General features: G+C 50.5%; 17 protein-coding genes. 10 read left to right on the forward strand and 7 right to left on the reverse strand.

Translation table 11 applies throughout. From position 1 onward, the window contains the following. A partial coding sequence (locus RIC19_RS21835) for a hypothetical protein (protein ID WP_350180499.1) occupies window positions 1-379 on the reverse strand: 379 nt, incomplete at its 3' end. A gap of 58 nt (window positions 380-437) precedes the next feature. On the opposite strand from RIC19_RS21835, the gene RIC19_RS21840 reads away from it, so the two are divergent. From RIC19_RS21840 to RIC19_RS21850, 3 genes are read left to right on the forward strand one after another with little or no spacing between them, the layout of a single operon-like run. Then, window positions 438-1,019: an RNA polymerase sigma factor gene (locus tag RIC19_RS21840; RefSeq protein ID WP_350180500.1), complete on the forward strand. Its 582-nt coding sequence runs from the start codon at window positions 438-440 to the stop codon at window positions 1,017-1,019. A 4-nt stretch (window positions 1,020-1,023) separates the two neighbouring features. Beyond that, window positions 1,024-1,329, forward strand: a complete 306-nt coding sequence (locus RIC19_RS21845; RefSeq protein WP_350180501.1) for a hypothetical protein — start codon at window positions 1,024-1,026, stop codon at window positions 1,327-1,329. Window positions 1,330-1,385: 56 nt separating this feature from the next. Continuing rightward, window positions 1,386-2,186 (forward strand): mechanosensitive ion channel family protein, encoded by an 801-nt coding sequence (locus RIC19_RS21850; RefSeq protein ID WP_350180502.1) that lies wholly within the window; start codon window positions 1,386-1,388, stop codon window positions 2,184-2,186. Window positions 2,187-2,212: 26 nt separating this feature from the next. Here RIC19_RS21850 and RIC19_RS21855 read toward each other — a convergent pair whose 3' ends face one another. Next, the gene (locus tag RIC19_RS21855; RefSeq protein WP_350180503.1) at window positions 2,213-2,848 is read right to left on the reverse strand and encodes a glycoside hydrolase family 25 protein; all 636 of its coding nucleotides are present in this window, start codon (window positions 2,846-2,848) and stop codon (window positions 2,213-2,215) included. Between the two features lie 401 nt (window positions 2,849-3,249). On the opposite strand from RIC19_RS21855, the gene RIC19_RS21860 reads away from it, so the two are divergent. Further along, window positions 3,250-4,470: an aspartate aminotransferase family protein gene (locus RIC19_RS21860; RefSeq protein WP_350180504.1), complete on the forward strand. Its 1,221-nt coding sequence runs from the start codon at window positions 3,250-3,252 to the stop codon at window positions 4,468-4,470. Here RIC19_RS21860 and RIC19_RS21865 read toward each other — a convergent pair. Beyond that, window positions 4,445-5,872: a lytic transglycosylase domain-containing protein gene (locus RIC19_RS21865; RefSeq protein WP_350180505.1), complete on the reverse strand. Its 1,428-nt coding sequence runs from the start codon at window positions 5,870-5,872 to the stop codon at window positions 4,445-4,447. The two genes, RIC19_RS21860 and RIC19_RS21865, sit on opposite strands and share 26 nt — an antisense overlap. A 175-nt stretch (window positions 5,873-6,047) precedes the next feature. Between RIC19_RS21865 and RIC19_RS21870 the strand changes: the two genes are divergently transcribed. The 3 genes from RIC19_RS21870 (at window position 6,048) to smpB (ending at window position 10,548) form a co-directional block, all read left to right on the forward strand. Then, window positions 6,048-7,544, forward strand: coding sequence for a helix-turn-helix domain-containing protein (locus RIC19_RS21870; protein WP_350180506.1), 1,497 nt, complete (start codon window positions 6,048-6,050; stop codon window positions 7,542-7,544). 76 nt (window positions 7,545-7,620) lie between these two features. Next, entirely contained in the window at window positions 7,621-9,936 is a 2,316-nt protein-coding gene (locus RIC19_RS21875; protein WP_350180507.1) for a S9 family peptidase, read from the forward strand. 141 nt (window positions 9,937-10,077) lie between these two features. Then, the gene (gene smpB, locus RIC19_RS21880) at window positions 10,078-10,548 is read left to right on the forward strand and encodes an SsrA-binding protein SmpB (RefSeq protein ID WP_350180508.1); all 471 of its coding nucleotides are present in this window, start codon (window positions 10,078-10,080) and stop codon (window positions 10,546-10,548) included. 3 nt (window positions 10,549-10,551) lie between these two features. Here the strand turns inward: smpB and RIC19_RS21885 are convergent, their stop codons facing one another. After that, window positions 10,552-11,220: a metal-dependent transcriptional regulator gene (locus RIC19_RS21885; protein ID WP_350180509.1), complete on the reverse strand. Its 669-nt coding sequence runs from the start codon at window positions 11,218-11,220 to the stop codon at window positions 10,552-10,554. Window positions 11,221-11,985: 765 nt separating this feature from the next. Here RIC19_RS21885 and RIC19_RS21890 point away from each other — a divergent pair. From RIC19_RS21890 to RIC19_RS21900, 3 genes are all read left to right on the forward strand, one after another. Then, window positions 11,986-13,350, forward strand: coding sequence for a serine hydrolase (locus tag RIC19_RS21890; RefSeq protein WP_350180510.1), 1,365 nt, complete (start codon window positions 11,986-11,988; stop codon window positions 13,348-13,350). Between the two features lie 185 nt (window positions 13,351-13,535). Then, on the forward strand, window positions 13,536-14,246 hold the full coding sequence (locus tag RIC19_RS21895; RefSeq protein WP_350180511.1) for a hypothetical protein: 711 nt from the start codon (window positions 13,536-13,538) through the stop codon (window positions 14,244-14,246). Window positions 14,247-14,256: 10 nt separating this feature from the next. Beyond that, a complete protein-coding gene (locus tag RIC19_RS21900; protein WP_350180512.1) occupies window positions 14,257-14,841 on the forward strand; it encodes a hypothetical protein in 585 nt (194 codons plus the stop codon). A gap of 75 nt (window positions 14,842-14,916) precedes the next feature. Here the strand turns inward: RIC19_RS21900 and RIC19_RS21905 are convergent, their stop codons facing one another. The 3 genes from RIC19_RS21905 to mnmG form a co-directional block, all read right to left on the reverse strand. Continuing rightward, a complete protein-coding gene (locus RIC19_RS21905) occupies window positions 14,917-17,022 on the reverse strand; it encodes a prolyl oligopeptidase family serine peptidase (protein WP_350180513.1) in 2,106 nt (701 codons plus the stop codon). A 158-nt stretch (window positions 17,023-17,180) separates the two neighbouring features. Continuing rightward, complete coding sequence (locus RIC19_RS21910; RefSeq protein ID WP_350180514.1) at window positions 17,181-17,429, reverse strand: hypothetical protein; 249 nt, start codon at window positions 17,427-17,429, stop codon at window positions 17,181-17,183. 188 nt (window positions 17,430-17,617) lie between these two features. After that, window positions 17,618-19,483: a tRNA uridine-5-carboxymethylaminomethyl(34) synthesis enzyme MnmG gene (gene mnmG / locus RIC19_RS21915; RefSeq protein WP_350180515.1), complete on the reverse strand. Its 1,866-nt coding sequence runs from the start codon at window positions 19,481-19,483 to the stop codon at window positions 17,618-17,620. Window positions 19,484-19,660: the final 177 nt, after the last annotated feature.

Below are 19,660 nucleotides of genomic sequence, written 5' to 3' on the forward strand. Positions count from 1 at the left end.
GGTCGCTGCCAGCTCCATCTAACCAAAGCCCCGTTGCAGAATACCGCAGCGGGGCTTTCTGGTTTTTTACACAACACCCCAAACACTCCCAAACGGGCTGCCACGCTATATGCGCCGGCAGCCCGTTTGGCGTAGGGGAAGAGGGGAATGCCTCCTTTGCTAAACGAACAACAGACATTGCTAATATACCGGGTTTGAAGTTTGAACCGCTTTCTGTATATTCGCGCTTTATTATTTTACTCTTGGAGTCCCCATAGACCCCTTTTAGATTGAACCCTCTCCCTTCATTAATTGCACATTTCATTTTCATGGATTCTTTACGATGTTGAAGTGTTAAAGTTTTCTCTGCTTCAATATTAAAAAGTAACTTATTATTCAAACCTGCGTCCCAACAGTTCCGGCAGCGGAATCAGAGGGCCATGTAAATCAAGGACCCCTTGGAGAATATATGCAATAAAGAAATGAAGGACCTGTCGGTCATTCACAGCTATCTGGAAACACAAGCTACCGCCTGTTTCAAGGTGTTGTACGACCGGTACGTTGGGAAAATCTTTGCAAAGTGTATTTCCATACTCAAAGATGAAGTAGCAGCACAGGATGCTACACAGGAAATATTCACAAAGATCTTCCTTAACCTTTCCCGCTTTAAGGAAAAAGCCCGGTTTTCAACTTGGGTTTACTCCATAACCTACAACTATTGCATCGATTACCTGAGGCGCAAAAAGAAACAAAAAGACCTGTTTTCTGATGACATTGAGCAGGTCCCTGACCTGGCAGAGGAGGAAGTCTCCGATAAAATCATCCTTGAAATTGAACTGGATCAGCTGGAGCAAGTTCTGCAGCATATTTCAGACAGTGACCGTATGGTATTATTAATGAAATACCAGGATCGCATGTCTATCAAAGAAATTGCAGAAATTATTGATAAGACGGAAAGCGCAGTGAAGATGAAAATTAAACGGGCTAAAGCTAAAGCCCAACAAACGAGGGAGGCATTATTCCCCCAACCAATGGTATAGAATTATGAATGAAGGACCGAACAATTTTGAGCAGCTCTTAGACCGGCAAGCGGTTACAATCCGCCCGGAAGTTCAGCAACGGACAGAGGAAGGCTTGTTCAAAACCTTCGAATCACTCCGCTTGGTCGGTCAGCTTTTTGATATATTTGTACCGAAAATGGTCGATGTGCTGGTGGTGGCCGCTGGCGGAAACGCCATGGCACAGCAACCTCTTGCAGAATTGCCAGATACCATAAACAAGGGGGCAGGCAGCCCACCCAGCCCCGAAGGTCCAAAGCTGCCAAAGGATGGCCTGGATGAAATCAGATAATCACTAACTCTAAATCCTCCACTGTGGATACGACCAACTTAAACCTGTGGAAAGTCTTGGAACAATTACTAGCGGGCTTTGCTAATGTTGTTCCTAATTTATTAGGAGCGTTTGTTGTTTTGATCATAGGCCTGATCGTTTCAAAAATGACCAGGCGCCTCGTCCGAAAAATGCTCCAAACGGTAGGCGCAGACCGGCTCGCCGAGCGCCTGAATGAAATCGAAATCCTGAGCAACAATAACATCCGCCTCGTTCCCAGCAAACTGCTTTCTACAGTAGTTTACTACTTCCTGCTTTTTATCTTTTTAGTCGCCGCTACGGATATCCTCAATATGGAGGTCATATCTGTGCTCGTAGGTGATCTCCTGAACTATGTCCCGGTTGTAATTTCTGCCCTGGCTGTTCTGGTCATCGGTTTATTTATTAGCGATTTCCTGAAAAATATTGTCAAAACAACTTGCGAATCTTTGGCTATACCGGCAGGCGGACTGATTTCCAATATCGTATTCTACTTCCTGTTCCTGAACGTCATCATGATTGCGCTGGCACAGGCAAAAATTGATACGGGGTTCATTCAGGACAACCTTTCCATTATCCTTGCCGGCATCGTGTTCGCCTTTGCGATCGGCTACGGCTTTGCGTCCCGTAGTATTGTAGCCAACTTCCTGGCTTCTTTCTACAATAAGGGCAAAGTCAGTATTGGTGACCATATTGAAATCGAGGGAGTACCCGGAAGGGTCATCGCAATGGACAACAGCACCATTACACTTGATGCAAAAGATCGGCGTGTTATTGTACCGCTCAGTAAGCTCACGGAAAAGAATATCGCCATTCTTAAATCTGATGCGCCGGTCTAACGCTTGTAGCCGAGTAAAGAAGTGCCCTAAAGCGCATCTGATAAAACAGGGGCAGGGTAATAGCAGAGGCTGTCTAGTTTGTGCAGATCTCCCTGAAATACATTAAAGTCTACCGGGCCTTCAATGCCTTCAAGGCTGCCCCGGTTTCCGTATTGCCAGAACTGCCACTCCCGGCCACAGGCTAACGTCGGCTCCCGCCGGCTGTACCGTGCTATCCAAAGCGGATATTCATCAAAATGGCCAGCCAGGTATTTATTGTAAAACTTGAGATTGGTATACAAGATGGGCTTTACCCCATAGTGGATCTCCGTAAGGTACAGCCAGGTAAGTACACTGCTCACGAGCTCTACTTTGGATACCCCGTCTAAAACTTCAACATCAAGTACAGGAGGCAGGTCACTGGATTCGATTTTAACGGTCGTCTGGAAGTTCATCGCCTGCTCAAATACCGGGGTCCTGGGCCGAAAAAAGTGGTAAGCGCCGCGCCGGATATTCGCTTCCTTGAGCTCAAACCAGTTTTCACAGAATAGCGTATCAATGAGAGTCATGCCTTCCGATGCCTTTACAAAAGCGAATTGGACACCCTGAGCTGCAACTACATTCCAGTCAATATCGGCTTGGTAGTGGGAGACGTCAATACCGTGCACTTCGTACCCGGGCATACGAGCTGTTTCCTGCTCGCAGCCTGACAGTAGGGCACATAGCCCAACAAGTATTAATATACCGCTTCTGAAGCCCACTATTTTCCTTCGTTTGATCCTTAAAAATAAATAAAAAAATGTAGCCCGTCATCATATCGCTAATCCGAAATAACAGGGTCTGTTTTATGCTTTGAAGCCCTGGGGTTGTTGAACTGTTACGTTCAGGTGCTTCCTGTACCCCACCTGCGCCCGCTCTGCTTTAGAATATTTGGAGGGGATTTACAGCGTAAAGGTTGTTCCAAACGCCCTTTGCATTTTGATAACAGAACAGGTTTTATTAAATACGGAGCACATTACCAAAAAGATGCACCGGCCGGCCTGAATTCACCGGGCTTGTCGAGTAGTGGACAAAACCCTGATTTATGAATCTTCGTCAGTTGTTTTTACAACATGTTGCACAGACCAGCGCTTTCCCGTTAATGCTTGAAGTGGAAACGGCAAAAGGTATGTACCTCCACAGTAAGGACGGGAAATCCTACCTCGACCTGATAGCCGGTATTGGCGTAAGCTGCCTGGGGCACCGGCACCCTGCAATTGTGGAAGCAGCCAAAGCCCAACTCGACCGTTATTTACATACCCTAGTGTACGGGGAGTTCGTGCTGGCACCACAAGTACAGCTGGCGGAGCTCCTGGCCAAACAGCTGCCTGACCCACTGGAGAGTGTCTACTTCGTGAATTCCGGTACGGAAGCGACCGAAGGTGCCATGAAACTGGCTAAGCGGTACACCGGACGGGCGGAGATCGTTTCATGCAAAAAAGCTTACCACGGTAGCACGCAGGGCGCTGCAAGTTTGATGTGGCCTAAGGATTTTACGCAGGCTTTCCATCCATTGCTACCGGGTATCCGCCACATCGACTACAATTGCGAGTGGTGCCTGCAACAGATCACCGAACGAACGGCAGCCGTTGTCGTGGAAACGGTGCAGGGGGAGTGGGGCGTCCGCCCACCGGGAGAGGGCTACCTGAAAAAGCTGCGCCACCGCTGTAGTGAAGTCGGTGCCTTACTCATCTTTGACGAAATTCAGGCAGGCTACGGGCGTACCGGTACACTTTTTGCCTTTGAGCAGTACGGCGTGGTACCTGATATCTTGCTATTGGCCAAAGGCATGGGCGGCGGTATGCCAATCGGGGCATTTGTGGCAAGCCGGGACGTCATGCTGGCACTTTCCGACAACCCTATATTAGGGCATATCACTACATTTGGCGGGCACCCTGTGAGCTGTGCAGCCGGGCTGGCAACCTTGCAAACCCTGCTCTCCACAGATTACATTCAACAGGTAAAACCCAAAGAGGCGCTCTTTTTGGAACTACTCCAGCACCCCGCGATACGGGAAGTGCGCAGTGCCGGCTTGTGGATGGCGGTCGAGATGATTGATTTTGAATTCATACAGGTGGTGATCAAACGTTGCCTGGAAGCCGGACTGCTGACCGATTGGTTCCTCTTTAACGATCGGTCCCTCCGGATTGCACCGCCACTCATCATTACTGAAGAGCAGATTCGATGGGCTTGCTCCGTTATCCTGAATGCTATTGACCAGACTGCTAAGGCAAGAAACCTTACTCGGTCGGATGTAGTACGCTAAGCAGTGGCCAGGGAACTTTGACCACATCGCCCGCCTTAAGCTTGGTGTCTGATGCCAGACCATTCATTTTTATGATTTCATGTACGGGTACTGCCGGAAACTGATTGGAAAACTCGAACAGGCTTTGACGGTCCCGCATCACAAAGTGAGCAGGTAAGGCCGGCAGCCTGTTTTGATGAGCGTCGGGTACAGGCAGGGCAGCCGGTAACGGCAGGCCCGGCAAAGCTGCCAGAGTTGGCACCCTGGGCATGGGCTTAAACCGGCGAATCTCTTTAGGATAAAAAACCCGCAACTCAATCCCGGCAGTCAGCGTATCAGCTCGAAGCTTATTCCAGGCAATCAGCTGATGCACCGAAACATTGAGCCGCTCAGCAATCTCCAAAACAGCCTCCTCCTGGGTCACAAAGTAGACCGTTTGGTGATACTGATCGGGTATAGGCGGCAGCGCTTTGACCGGGGCCTCATCAAAGAACGCATCAGCCAGGTGGTCAGGCCGTTTGGCTTCAAGGTAGTCCTTTACAGCCTGCATGACCCGTTTGGGCAAGATGAGATAGTTTCCCTGTGGATCGTTAGGGATGAGGTCTCGTTTGTAAGCCGGATTCAGGGTCTTAATCCTTTCGATGGAAAGGCCCGTCAGTTGGCCGATCCGGTAGAAGCTAATCGCATCGTAGACTTTAATTGACTCCGTAATTTGCAGCTCCAGGTCCGGGTATTTGGGGTCAATATCATAGCTCTTGTAATACTCCATCAGATAGGTGGCTGCAATGAAGGCAGGCACGTAGTTGCGCGTCTCCCGGGGCATATACCGGCGGATTTTCCAGAAGTTCTTGCTCCGCCCCCGCTTAATCGCCCGGCTGACCCGGCCCGAGCCACCGTTGTAGGCGGCGAGCGCTAATGCCCAGTCGCCGTACTTTTCATAAGCTTTCTTCAGGTAGTGGATAGCCGCTTCGGTCGACTTGTGGGGGTCCCGCCGCTCATCAATATAATCGTTGACCTTCAGCCCGTAGTCGGCTGCTGTGCCCGGCATGAATTGCCACAAGCCTTCCGCGCCAACCGGAGAGATAGCGTGTGGGTTAAGTGCGGACTCAACCACCGGGAGGTACTTGAGGTGCTCTGGCATACCATACTTGGTAAGCAGGGCTTCTATAGTCGGAAAATAAAGTACCGCTCTGCCCGTTACGAGCTCTGCTTTTCGGGCTTGCCGCCGGTACAGGTAGCCTTGTATGTAGGCCCCAACAATATTGTTGTACTTTAATTCAAAGATAGGGTTCTCGATCTGTTCGAGGCGGTCAATGATGACGGCCTCGTCAAATTCGGGGGTACTGTTGGCATGTAGTGGCAGGTGCAAAAGCACGAAGCCGACCAACAGCCCAAAAGACCATTTTAAACACTGGGTTTCCATGGGTAGACATTATTGTGTGAACGGCATGGCAAAATGCCTCATCCGCCGTTGAACTACCAAAATTACGAAAAATCGTTAAGGCATACCCCACTGAAGTGTTAAGGCTTCGTTAGATAAGCCTTATATGGAAAATGATTTTGCGAAAATTCGCTAAAAACTGCTATTTTTGAATCCTATGAGTAGCAAAACCCAGAATGAGCGAATACTTTTTGGACTGAAAGTGAAGCAGTTGCGACAGTCACAAGGCTTTTCCTTTGCAGACCTCTCCAAGAAAGCCAAGCTATCGGTCTCTTATCTAAATGAAATTGAGAAAGGGAAAAAATACCCCAAGCCGGATAAAATAGAGACGCTGTCGGATGCCCTCGGTGTGCCTGCTGCTGACCTGACTTCATTTGAGCTGAGCAAAAGCATGGCTCCGGTCGGGGAGTTGCTGCAGTCTAACTTTCTCAATGAGCTGCCCCTGGACTTATTCGGTATCGAGCTGTCTAAAGTGGTTGAGATCATTGCCAATGCCCCTATCCGGGTAGGCGCCTTTATTTCTACACTTCTGGAGTTGTCGAGGAACTATGCCCTCAAGGAAGAGAATTTTTACTTCGGGGCACTCCGGGCCTACCTGGAGCTGCACAATAATTACTTTGAAGATCTGGAAGACGAGGTGGCGCGCTTCATTAAGCTCTACGATATTCCGGAAGAACGACCTATTCCTCAAGCTACACTCCGCCAAATCTTGGAAGACCGCTTCCAATACGAGATTGTTGAGAATGGGCTTGACCCTTATCCGGAACTGGAACAACTCCGGTCGGTATTTATCAGCAAAGAGAAAAAACTATTGCTCAACTGTAAGCTCAGCCCCATGCAGCGCACTTTTCAGTTTGGGAAGGAGCTGGGCTTTGAGGTCTTGCAGCTTAAGGAGCGGGCCAGCACGTCCTCCCTTTTGAAAGGGCGGGTTTTCGAAGAGGTGATCAACCACTCCAAAGCCATTTACTTCTCTGTGGCGCTGCACATTCCTCACGACCCGATTATTGCGGATTTGAAGTCCTTTTTTGCATACCCGAGGTGGGATGGGGAGGCTTTTCTCGGTATCATGAAAAAGTATGAGGCCACGCCCGAGATGTTCTACCACCGCCTTACCAATATTCTGCCCCGCTTTTTCGGTATGGGCAAACTCTTTTTCCTGCGTTTCCTGCACGACCCCAAAGAGGATGTGTTCGAAATTGATAAAGAATTGCACCTGAGCCGCCGCCATCATCCGCATGGGAATGGCTTGTTTGAGCATTACTGCCGCCGGTGGGTAGCCTTATCGCTGCTCAAAGACTTGTACCAAATGCAGCAGGAAGGCAAATATGTGGATAACATCGTTCGGGCGCAGCGTTCCCGCTATATCGGCACTTCCGATGAATACCTCTGCCTGACAATAGCCCGGCCCGGCTATCCCTCCCCCGATCAGAACGTCAGTGTGACGATCGGGATCCTGATTACCCCTGAGGTAAAGAAGCGCATCGGGTTCCTGGAGGACCCCGCTATTCAGTTCCGGGAAGTCAATAAAACCTGTGAGCGCTGCCCGGTGCCTGACTGTACAGAAAGGGCAGCAGCGCCTAAAGTTGTTAACCGCCGGGAAAACCTTAAAAGTATTCAGGCCCGGTTGCAGGCACTGGAAGGGGCGGCGCACTGACATTCCGTATAGCTTGGCCGTACTTTACCTAAGGAATTCCCTATTTTTGCAAATCAAAGAAAAATTCAATCCCGATATGAAGAAAGTAGTATGGTTAATGTTGCTGCTGCTGCCTGCTTTAGCAACAGTACAAGCGCAAAAAGACATCACCCTGGAAGGGATCTGGCAAGATTATGAATTCTACAATAAGTCGGTACCCGGCTTCAACTTCCTTAAGGACGGAAAGCATTACACCCGGCTGGAAGACAATAAGGTACAACAATACGATATCACGACCGGAGCTCTCGTCACCACCCTTTTTGACCCCGCTACCGTTCGCGACAATAAAGACTTCACGGGTACAGTAGATGGGTACGAATTTAGTGCGGATGAGTCCAAAATGATTATCCGCAGCGGAACCGAGTCGATTTACCGCCGGTCTCTGAAAGCTAATTATTTTGTTTATGACAGGAAAGCGGGTACGCTGACCACCGTGTTTACCGAGGGTAAGCATAGCTACGCGACCTTTGATCCGCAGGCTGACAAAGTGGCCTTTACTTTCGAAAATAACCTCTACTACCACGATCTGTCTGCCGGGAAGGTCATACCGGTCACTACGAACGGAGTAAAGAACAAAATCATCTACGGCTCTGCAGACTGGGTGTACGAAGAAGAGTTTGGTTTTGCAAAAGCCTTCTTCTGGTCAGAAGACGGGCAGCGCCTGGCTTATTACCGCTTCGACGAGCAGGAGGTGGCAGAGTTTACGATGACCAACTACCATGACGACCTTTACCCCGAGTATGATACCTTTAAGTACCCAAAGGTAGGAGCGAAAAACTCCGTTGTTGACATTTACATTTACGATGCACGGCAGGCAAAGTCGCTGCCGGTTGTACTAGGTAATGAAAAAGACATCTACGTCCCGCGCATCAAGTGGACCAAAGACCCGGAAAAGCTCTGCGTCTACCGCATGAACCGTCATCAGAACCAACTGGAACTCCTGTTGGCCGATGCCCGAACGGGGGAAACCAAGTCTATGTATGAAGAAAAGAACAAGTACTACATCGCCGAGAGCGTGCTGGACAACCTGACCTTCCTGGAAGATGGCAAGCGGTTCATCTGGACGAGTGAAAAAGATGGATGGCACCACATCTATCTGTACAATATGAAGGGCAAAGAGCTTAAGCAAATTACCAAGGGGGACTGGGAGGTAACAGCTCTGTACGGGGTCAATGAAAAAGAAGGGCGCATTTATTATCAGGCTGCTGATAAGTCGCCTGCGGAGCGTCAGGTGTACAGTATTGGGCTTGATGGCAAAAACCGGCAGATTATTGCTGGCGCCTCTGGCTGGAACAGTGCTCAGTTCAGTAGCACCTATGATTACTACGTAGGGCAGTTCTCCACCATCAATACGCCGGCGAGCTACGTCGTGTACGATAAAAAAGGACGCACGCTGCGCGTGATTGAGGAGAACAAGGAGCTGAAGACCAAGCAGATGGAGTACGGCACGCAACCCGTGGAGTTTTTTAGCTTCGAAACCTCTGAAGGGGTCGAGCTGAACGGCTGGATGATTAAGCCGCGCAACTTCCGGGAAAACCGTCAGTACCCGGTTTTTATGTACCTCTACGGCGGCCCGGGCAGCCAAACGGTAAGTGACTCCTGGAAGGGCATGAACTACTGGTGGTTTCAGATGCTCGCCCAACAAGGCTATATTGTAGCTAGTGTGGATAACCGGGGTACCGGTGGACGGGGCGAGGAATTCAAGAAAATGACTTATCAGCAGTTGGGCCATTACGAAACGATTGATCAGATTGAAGCCGCAAAACACCTGGGCAGCCTGCCCTACGCTGATGAAAACCGGATCGGTATTTTTGGCTGGAGCTACGGGGGCTATATGTCTTCACTTTGTGTGCTCAAGGGCAATGAGGTCTTCAAAGCGGGCATTGCCGTGGCACCTGTGACGAATTGGAAGTGGTACGATACCATCTACACCGAACGCTATATGCGGACTTACAAGGAGAATGAATCCGGCTACCGGGATAATTCGCCCGTCTACTTCGCTGACCGCCTGAAAGGCGACTACCTGTTGGTGCATGGCATGGGTGACGACAACGTCCACTTCCAGCACACTGCCGAAATGGCCAACGCCCTGATCGCGGCCAACAAGCAATTTGATACCTACTTCTACCCCAACCGCAACCACGGTATTTACGGAGACAATGCCCGTCTGCACCTCTATCAGAAAATGACGGATTTTCTGGAAGAAAGCCTGGAGCCAGGTAAAAATATGATTGTAACCCGCCCCGGGCAGTCCCTCCGCAAGCAGAAAATGTTGAAGGGCAACCCTAATATAAAGGTGGCCCCGGCAGAGAAAATGGTCCCGCTGAAAAAGCAAAAATCCGCTGATCAGTAAACAGCAACTTCCAGCAGTAGCACGGTGCGTTCCGGAGTATTCCCGGTGTGCACCGTGTATTTAATGTTGAACTATTCCGAAGCTGTTGCCGTTAAATTAACGATATCTGAATCAAAGCTGCAGCAAAAGCAAACCGAACGAATGGCCATCAGAAAAACCAAAGAGCATAAAGTAGAGATCATCAACCGTAGAGCAGGCTTCGAGTATCGATTCCTCGATACTTTTGAGGCGGGCATTATGTTGTTTGGTACAGAGATCAAGTCCATTCGCAAGGGCAATGCCAACCTCCGGGATGCTTATTGCTTCTTCAGAAAAGGAGAGCTTTACATCAAGAGCTTATTCATTGCAGAGTATGAGCATGGCAATATGTTCAACCATGAGTCGCGGCGTACCCGTAAATTGCTGCTCAAACGGCGGGAGTTGGGCAAACTGGAAAAGCAGCTCAAGGAAAAAGGGCTGACGATAGTCCCCATTCGCTTATACATCAGCGACCGGGGGCTGGCTAAAGTAGAAATAGCACTGGCGCAGGGTAAGAAAGTCTACGACAAGCGGGAGTCTATCAAGCAGAAAGATGTTAAGCGTGACCTCGACCGGATCAAGAAAATGTTTTAGTATTTAACTTATCTCTTTCTGTACAAAAAGATGCTGGCTCACCTTTTTAGTTAGTAATTGTTCCCGGTCTACGCCAATCCGCACCCGCACCGATTCATCGTATTCAAAGCATTCCAGAATTTCCACTTGTGTACCCAGTATGAGCTGCATGCGGTCCAGGTATTGCAGGAAGCCGGAGGTATGGTCATTTACACCCACGATGGCTCCTTTTTCGCCCGGTTTCATCTCATTGAGGAGGACCTGACTGCGCTGAGCGAAGTTGCCATCCGCATCCGGGATGGGGTCGCCGTGGGGGTCAAACTTGGGCAGCCCCAGGTGGGCGTCGAGGCGTTCCACCAATTTTGGTGATTTGATGTGTTCCAGTTGTTCGGCAATTTCATGGACTTCATCCCAGGAAAAGGAAAGCTTGTCTACAAGAAAAACTTCCCATAACCGGTGCTTACGGATAAGGTGGGTGGCGATGCGCTGCCCATCTGTGGTCAGCGCAGCCCCCTTGTAACGCTCGTAGTGAATGAGGTCTTTGTCAGAAAGGCGCTTGACCATATCGGTTACTGAGGCTGCGCTCGTATTCATTTCCCTGGCAATAGCATTCGTACTGGCTGCCTTGTTTTTGCGCTCAGAAATTTTAAAAATGGCCTTAAGGTAATTTTCTTCTGTGTGTGATATTTCCATTGTTGGTTAAGAGCTAGTGGATGGTTTTGGAGGGGCTAAACGTTAAAGGCTTAGCATCAGCAAAGACTACAAGCCGGAAATTTCTTTTAGAGCATGTTGGGACTTTTGTCTTCTAGTCGAAAAATAACCATTTTTTGGTTAGACGAGGCACGAAAACCGGAGTTTAGCCTGAGTTAAATAGCCTGTCCCGCAGTTTGCGGGAAGGGTTTTCGGGACGAAGTATAAGCAAACCTGCCTGCGTGTCGAAAACCTCGGTCTCCGGTGGCCAAAGCCCACAGGCGACGAGACACAGGCAGGAAAATGTCCCAGTGCACCGGGACAGGCCAGTTACTAAAGTCCCAACACGCTTTTAGTTAATTCGGACTTGTCGCACTATTACTGTTGAAACAATTGAAATGAAATACCGTTGATTTTTAATATTTGTATATTAGAGTTTATGAACGTAAATCTTGTATGCTACTGAATCATCTTTTCTGCCAGCTCTACATCACGCCTGCCTGCGTCTCGTCGCCTCTGGGCTCTTAGCAGCTTCACGAAGAAAGGGAACTAAAGGGCTCCCTTTCTGAAGTCGGAGTTCCGGGCGCTCTCCTGCTATTTGGCGGGACAGGTTTTGATCTGACAAAAAAACTTGATCCATGACTTTTACAAAACCTACAGGCATAAATTCTATTGCATAATTTTAGAGCTTGTTGAGATTTTGCTTTTGGCGCGAACACCGCCCAAAGTGTAAAATCCTAACACGCTTTTAAACTTTCCAGCAGCTTTATGAAAAATAAGAGAAATTGGCGACTTCTGCTAGCGGTATTGGTCTTTTCGGGGCTCGCGTTTGCATTTTCAGACCCCTTTAACACCCCGCCGATTTTTCTTGCGCCTCAGGACGGCGTTGTCGAAGCTTTTACCGATCAGCCTTTCGAGCTGGATATTGAGGTGGAGGACATCGACAACGATATCCTTAAAATACAAGCATTTAACCTACCAGAATGGATGACGTTCGACCCCTACCTGCTTCAGCTGTATGGCAAGCCAGACCGGCTCGACCGGGGGACTTACTATGTGACCATTAAGGCTGATGACGGGCGGGAGATCCGCTCCAAGCGCCTGGAGCTCAGAGTTAGTTACGGGCATTCCGCGCACCAACACCTGGAAGAAACCATAGCAGCCACCTGCAAGGAGCGCCTCGCTAACCTTAAAGGAGTTGCAGCTGCTGTAATTGGGCCTGATGGCCACCTGACCACCGTTGAGCATGGGTACTGTGACGCTGCAATGCGCCAAAAACTAGACCCCAATCACCGCTTCAGGGTAGCCAGTATTACCAAACTCTTTACGGCTACTCTCATCATGCGCCTGGTGGAATTTGGGTATTTTGAACTCGATGACCGGCTGACCGATCACCTGGAAGTGCCGGGGCTGCCTAACGGCAGCCGCATTACCATTCGGCAATTACTGAGCCATACTGCTGGCGTTATTGACCATCTCAACCATCCTTCTTTTTACCGGGGCAACTGGAAGTACCGCACCTGGGACAAAGGCGATATTTACCGGTTCGCAGCGGTCCGGCAGCCGCGTTTTACCCCCGGGCAGGGTTATGATTATTCCAATACCGGTTTTTACCTGCTCGGTGAGCTCGCAGAGGCCATTCTGGAAAAGCCGCTGAAGGATGCATTCCGGGAGTACATTTTTACACCGGCAGGATTGAATCAAACGATTTACGATGATTTTAGCGACCGCCGGCACCACATCGACAGCCTGGCAGATAACGGGCGGGCTTACGAATACCACCTGTCGGCAGTAGGTGCTGCCGGGGCGATTGTCGCTACTCCAGCTGACGTTGCCCGGTTTGGGCACGCCCTGTACACCGGGAAGCTGGTCAGCGCGCAATCTCTTCAGGAGATGCAGCAAGACCTCGGTTTTGAACAGGGGGGCGACCACTATGGGCTGGGCATGCGCATGTGGGACGATCACGGCATCCGACACCTCGGGCATACCGGTGCGCTTATGGGGTACCGCTCTATTCTCATGTACCTGCCGGAATATGAAACCACCATCGCGCTTTCTACCCACCACAGCCATTACCGCTGGTACGATTTAGTGAATGATGTATTGCTGGAGATGGCAGACTACTACCGGTAAATATTAACAATGCAACAATGCGTATTTTTTGGCGTTCTGGTTAGGTAAACCTGATCTGACGGGCCGCGAGTGGGAAAACGACACGTTTTGCACTTTAGGATATTCCCGGTGTATCGGGTCTAAGTTTTCCAAAGCAGGATGTACGACCCTGGCTTGGAGAACGATAAAGCCAAACCCTTTTGCCTATGCGTTTCTGTACACTACTTTTATTTACGCTGCTTTTAAGTATTACCTGTCTTGAAGCTCAACGCGAGCACACGTTTTACCTTTCCTCTGGAGTCTTCTACTTCTTCAGTGAATGGTCTACCGATGCAGACCCTGATGGGTATCCCTCTGATTACTTTCCTGACCTGCAGGATGACTTTGGCGGGCAGCTGGCCCTGACATGGCAGCCTCCGGGGAGATTTGGTGCAATGGTCGTAGCAGGCTATCAGCCTGCCCGCGTGAGTGGGGGCTCATTGTACAACCGGCAAACAGAAGTCCGGCAGGCGGTGGAATATAATACCGGTACCGACTGGTGGGTCACGGCTGGCCCATCCTTCTCTGTTGACCTTGATCAGGGTGGTGGGCAAATTTCCCTTCACGTGCTTGGCGGGTATCGGCAGGTCCGGTTGGAGGACGCAATAGAAACGTACATAGACCTGGCCGATTTTGACCGCAAGAGCCGTTTGTACAGCTTTTCGGACCAGGGTGGATGGATCCTCCTGGCTGGCGGGAGGGTTTCGGCACCTTTCGGTAATGGGCCTCTGGGCATTTTTATCACTGGCAACCTGGTCTTCTCCCAGATCAAACAGGATGTCACGGACTTATTGAACCCTGACGATTTGTCGCTGCCCGGATTAAAGTTCCGGCAGCGGGCATTGATGGGAGGGGTGGGCCTTTCGGTAAAATTATAAAAAGAAGGATATGCGCTATTTATTATTATTCGCGATACTGGGTTGCCTGAGCTATGGTTGCGACCTAACCACTCGATACGATGAAACAACTTATCCGTCTGAGGAGGAATTCGCCCGCACAGATACAATAGCTTTTTATCTGAATGATCTGTTGTGGCTGCCTCTGGGTGTAAGAAATTCCAATACCTTATTTCAGGCGTATAAAAGTAATCGGTTTGACTACAGCACTTTTTCTGACCCGCTGTCAGATGTCCATACTTTTAGGATTCGCCCATTTATGATTTTGAGATACAAAGACAGGCGGATTTTACATCAACAACTGGAGATGGAGATAAAGCAGGTACCCGGTGAGTTGCTCAGTGGAGGTACGGTGTTGCTCAATGGTTCTGATGGGCGTACCATGCACATTCATGATGATTTGAACGATAAAACCTATCGGGCTACGGCAGAGCATTCGGTTTTGGTAACGTTCACTTCATTTGACTCTGCCTCCGGGCGGGTGGAGGCCTTTTTCTCAGGTTCGATTATTGGCAGTGATACAACAGCAGAGGTCAAGCGCATTTCCGATGGGCGGGTGACGATGACCCTGGAGTGAAAGACTGCGGAGCGCTTATACTCCTCTCGTAACCGAGGGGAGTATAAGCGCTCCGCAGTTAGAAGGCATAAGGCCTTATTCCCCCATACCTAATTGGTGCATCATAAACCGGTAGCGGTGCGCATAGTAGTCAATCAACTGATCGGTGGATTGCCCTGAACCGTGGCCACTATCGTAATTGATGTACAGCAGGATCGGGTTTTTCTGACCGAGGTTATTTTGCAAGGCCGCTGCAAACTTCTTCGCATGTAGCGGGTCTACCCGGGAGTCGTTCTCTCCGGCTGTCACCATCATCGTCGGATGGTCAATCCCCATTCGGATGTTGTGGTAAGGCGAGTACCGGAGGATGTTTTGGAAATCCTCCTTCTTATCCGGGTCGCCGTATTCCGGTATCCAATAGCGGGCAATCAGGAACTTGTGGAAGCGGATCATATCCAGGAGCGGCACACCACAGATGGCTGCCTTGAAGAGGTCTGGCCGCTGCGTGACCACTGCGCCCACGAGCAAGCCCCCGTTACTACCGCCTTCTATCCCAAGCTTTTCAGTATTGGTATAGTTTTCCCTGATCAGGTATTCGCCCGCTGCGATAAAGTCGTCGAAAGTATTTTGTTTATTGAAGAGCATACCGTCTTCGTGCCATTGTTCTCCGTACTCGTCTCCACCACGCAGCCCGGCCTGTGCAAAAACGCCGCCCCGGTTGATGAACATTGCCCGCATACCGATAAAGGAAGGCGAGATGCCTATGTTGAAGCCCCCGTATCCGTAGAGCACCGTCGGGTTGTTGCCATCAAGCTTCAGCCCTTTCTTGTGGACGATGAAGAGGGGCACTTTCGTACCATCCTTTGAGGGGTAGAAGACAATTTTGGCTTCAATTTCATCAGTATCAATGGGGACCTCCTGTTTGTAGTACAGCTCCCAGTTGAGCTTTTCCCTATTCAGGTCTTTCGGGTCAAGACGGTATATCTGATAAGGGCTGGTAAAGGTGCTGAGCCCTACGAAGATGGCATCTACGTCGCGGTTGTAACTCACGGAAGCAACGTTGCCCACTTCAGGGGCAGGGATTTCTTTAATTTTCTTCCCATTCAGGTCGCGCAGCACCATGCGGCTGAGTACATCTTTTTTCTCTACGGTAATCAGGTAGTTGTCCGTTACAGCATAGCTTTCCAGAACGATGTCCTTCTGCTCGGGCACGAGGGCCTTCCAGTTTTCGAAGCCTGGCTTCTTTTGGTCAGCCACCATCAGCTTGAAGTTGGGGGCTTCGTGGTTGGTGAAGAAGTAAATCTTATCGCCGATAGCGTAGGGGGAAGCCCGAAACTTCTGGTTGGCATAAATTTCTTTGGGCTCAGCTGCTGAGCCGGTCTTTTTCATGCGCAGGGAGTGGGTAGCGTAGAAGTCGCCCTCACTGTAGAAGGTTAGGTCTGCATAGCGGGCGTCGCTTACACTTGCGGTATTTTTGGAGTCCTCAGGGACCAGAAGCGTCACATCTTCAGCACGGTCGCTGCCCATTTTGTGCAGGCGGACCTCAATGGGCTTTTGGGCGTCAATCATTTCCTGTGTACGCACCCAGATGTAAGCGTGTTCCTCGTCTTTAGTCCAGGAAAAGGCGCGCAGGCCTTCCACGGGGTCGCCAAGTACTTTGCCAGTTTGGGTATCAATGATGTAGTAGGTGCTGATCTCGGCGCCTTTGGATTGCATGCCTACGGCTACCCGGCTGGCATCTTCGGTAAAGCTTCTGCCCGAAAGGGATGACTTACCGGAAGGGTCAATTTTTTCCGGGTCGAAGAGCAGCAACTCCTCCCCGTCGATCAGGGTATAAAGCTTGGATTGCTTTTCGCCTTTTTTGCGGCGGGTGAAAAACTGCCGGTCGGCTACGAGTTGCATGGGGCTTTCGATATCCCGGTCGATGTAAGCCTGTATTTCATCCCGTAGCCCTGGAACAGCAGGGCACTCGGTATCGATATAATTCAGGGTGGCATCATGCTGTGCCCGGGTCCATTTTTGCACCTCCGGGTCCGTTTTGTCTTCAAGCCACTGGTAAGGGTCAGTTAGGCGGTACCCGTGCAGGGTATCGGTTACCGGGCGGGATTCGGTATGCGGAAAAATGAATTGTGCTTGTAGCTGTTTCATGCCCACAAAGGTAAAGAGAAACAACAAAGCGAGCGGAAGGGTAGTCTTTTTCATTGTACGGAGTATTTTGCAGACAAGATACAGCATACAGGGGGATAAAAATTGCAAAAAGGCTTGCTCCTGACCGTTACCGGACAAGAACAAACCTTTCTTCAGGGCGAGCAAAGGCGGTTCGCTCAAGCCCTGAATCCCTAATCGGCAATCATAAACCTTTATAAGCTATAGTCTTCTAAGCTTTTTGCGGGCCGCCGGCGCCTGTTTTCACGCGGTGGTGATGGGCGGTCAAACCCTTCCCGTTGTGCAGCGGAATAAAGCTCGAATATCCAGGCAGCACCACCCAGGAATACCAGGTTGCCAATGATACCTATCTGTTCAGTAAGGATAAGCGCCAGCCATATGCCAATGACAGCTACGCTTATAACCAAAAATATCGCTCGGAATGCTTTGGATTGGGTGCGCATAACTGTAAATTTTGTTTCAACTTCAATGTACAGTTATCCATATTTGCATGCTATGACTTTGGCCATTATCCGCTATGACTAAAATCATAGGGCTCTGTTACACCGCACCCGCTTCAAGGGCAGGGACTTGCCCCCCGCTGACGAGGGGTTCAGGGGTGACTCTCAAAAGGCCTTTGCTTTTATATTTCCTACCGCCCGATATGCACCAGCAGCACCGAAATATCAGCCGGAGAGACCCCGCTGATGCGGCTGGCCTGCCCAACGGTTGCGGGGCGGATTTGCGTAAGCTTTTCGCGGGCTTCTTTAGAAAGGGAAGTCAGCTGTTCGTAGTCGAGGTTGTCAAACAGGCGCACCTCTTCCAGGCGGTTCATTTTATCGGCCCGTTCGCGTTCCCGCTCTATGTAGCCTTCGTATTTCATGTCGGTCTCCGCCGTACCGATAAATTCAGGTTCGTAATTGCCCAGGAATTCATCAAGGGCGGGTACGGCTTTGCGCAGGGACGTGATGTCTACGTGCGGGCGCAGCAGGAGGCTATGTAGTTTTACTTTTTGAGAAAGAGGCTGAGAGCCAATACGGTCCAGGTAACGGTTGACTTCACCGGGCTCCACGCTGAGCTTGCGGGCAAATTTGCTGATGGCTTCACCGGCTTCCTGCTTGGCCAGTACGCGCTGCATACGCGTTTCTGAGCCCCGGATGCCCAGCTTGTGGGCCAGTGGGGTCAGCCTGAGGTCGGCATTGTCCTGCCGCAGCAGTATGCGGTACTCTGCCCGGGAGGTGAACATACGGTAAGGCTCCTTGGTGCCTTTGTTGACCAGGTCATCAATGAGTACGCCAATGTACCCGTCTGACCGCCGCAGTACGAATGGGGCTTTCTCATTAACGGCAAGGTGTGCGTTGATGCCAGCCATTAAGCCCTGACAGCCGGCCTCTTCGTAGCCGGTAGTACCGTTAATTTGACCGGCAAAGTACAGCCGGCTGACCCGCTTGGTCTCAAGAGTGAGCTGCAATTGGGTCGGCTGGAAAAAATCGTACTCAATGGCGTAGCCGGGGCGGAACATCTTGGCGTTCTCAAAACCACGGATTTTCCGGAGTGCCTTATACTGCACCTCTTCAGGTAGAGAAGAAGAAAAGCCGTTGACATAGATTTCGCAGGTATTCCAACCTTCCGGCTCTACAAAGAGCTGATGCCGGTCGCGGTCTGCAAAGCGCTCAATTTTATCTTCGATGGAAGGGCAGTAGCGGGGGCCCAGGCCCTGAATACGCCCGTTGAACATAGGAGAGCGGTCGAAGCCTTCCTTCAGCGTGTCGTGCACTTCCTGGCTCGTGTAGGCAATATGGCAGGGGCGCTGTTTTTGCAGCACCGGCGTATCGGTATACGAAAACTTGCCCGGCATTTCATCGCCCGGCTGTTCTTCCAGTTGTGACCAATCAATAGAACGGCCATCAAGACGGGGAGGCGTACCGGTCTTCATGCGGCCGGCTTCAAAGCCCAGCTCCACGAGCTGTTCGGTCATGCCTTTGGAAGCGCGCTCACCGGCACGGCCGCCGCCAAATTGCTTCTCGCCAATATGGATAATGCCGTTCAGGAAAGTACCGTTGGTCAGAATAACCGCTTTGCCGGGGATTTCTAAGCCCAGGCTGGTGCGTATGCCGGTTGCCCGGCCATCTTTTACAACGAGCCCGGTGACCATCTCCTGCCAGAAATCGATATTAGGGTGCTGCTCCAGCATCTCCCGCCACTTTGCCGCAAACAGCATGCGGTCGCTCTGTGCACGGGGGCTCCACATAGCGGGCCCTTTGGAGCGGTTCAACATGCGGAATTGCACCATCGTGTGGTCGGTCACAATACCGGAATACCCGCCCAGGGCATCAATCTCGCGCACGATCTGCCCTTTGGCTACTCCGCCCATAGCGGGGTTGCAGGACATCTGAGCGATGGTATTCATATTCATAGTGGCCAACATCACCTTGGAGCCCAGGTTGGCGGCGGCTACTGCTGCCTCACAACCAGAGTGCCCGGCACCCACCACTATCACATCGTATTCTGGAAACATAATCGTTATCGGTCTTATTTTTCGGCCGTGCAAAAGTACGGTATTCGCTTGACAATCAACAGTACAGTGCCGGTTTTCGTTCAATCTGCTGCTTTGGCAATCCCAATGACCAAGTTGAACTTGAAGTGGAGTTGAAGTTTCTTTAATTTTAGAAAGAACTAATAGCGTGTTGGGACT

Source organism: Phaeodactylibacter sp. (assembly GCF_040219495.1).
Classification (GTDB): domain Bacteria; phylum Bacteroidota; class Bacteroidia; order Chitinophagales; family Saprospiraceae; genus Phaeodactylibacter.

Coding starts and splice junctions, on each gene's coding strand:
- RIC19_RS21845 (WP_350180501.1), top strand. CDS start 1,024: ATGAATGAAGGACCGAACAATTTTGAGCAGCTCTTAGACCGGCAAGCG.
- RIC19_RS21855 (WP_350180503.1), bottom strand. CDS start 2,848: ATGCCCGGGTACGAAGTGCACGGTATTGACGTCTCCCACTACCAAGCC.
- RIC19_RS21860 (WP_350180504.1), top strand. CDS start 3,250: ATGAATCTTCGTCAGTTGTTTTTACAACATGTTGCACAGACCAGCGCT.
- RIC19_RS21865 (WP_350180505.1), bottom strand. CDS start 5,872: ATGGAAACCCAGTGTTTAAAATGGTCTTTTGGGCTGTTGGTCGGCTTC.
- RIC19_RS21870 (WP_350180506.1), top strand. CDS start 6,048: ATGAGTAGCAAAACCCAGAATGAGCGAATACTTTTTGGACTGAAAGTG.
- RIC19_RS21875 (WP_350180507.1), top strand. CDS start 7,621: ATGAAGAAAGTAGTATGGTTAATGTTGCTGCTGCTGCCTGCTTTAGCA.
- smpB (WP_350180508.1), top strand. CDS start 10,078: ATGGCCATCAGAAAAACCAAAGAGCATAAAGTAGAGATCATCAACCGT.
- RIC19_RS21885 (WP_350180509.1), bottom strand. CDS start 11,220: ATGGAAATATCACACACAGAAGAAAATTACCTTAAGGCCATTTTTAAA.
- RIC19_RS21890 (WP_350180510.1), top strand. CDS start 11,986: ATGAAAAATAAGAGAAATTGGCGACTTCTGCTAGCGGTATTGGTCTTT.
- RIC19_RS21895 (WP_350180511.1), top strand. CDS start 13,536: ATGCGTTTCTGTACACTACTTTTATTTACGCTGCTTTTAAGTATTACC.
- RIC19_RS21900 (WP_350180512.1), top strand. CDS start 14,257: ATGCGCTATTTATTATTATTCGCGATACTGGGTTGCCTGAGCTATGGT.
- RIC19_RS21905 (WP_350180513.1), bottom strand. CDS start 17,022: ATGAAAAAGACTACCCTTCCGCTCGCTTTGTTGTTTCTCTTTACCTTT.
- RIC19_RS21910 (WP_350180514.1), bottom strand. CDS start 17,429: ATGCGCACCCAATCCAAAGCATTCCGAGCGATATTTTTGGTTATAAGC.
- mnmG (WP_350180515.1), bottom strand. CDS start 19,483: ATGTTTCCAGAATACGATGTGATAGTGGTGGGTGCCGGGCACTCTGGT.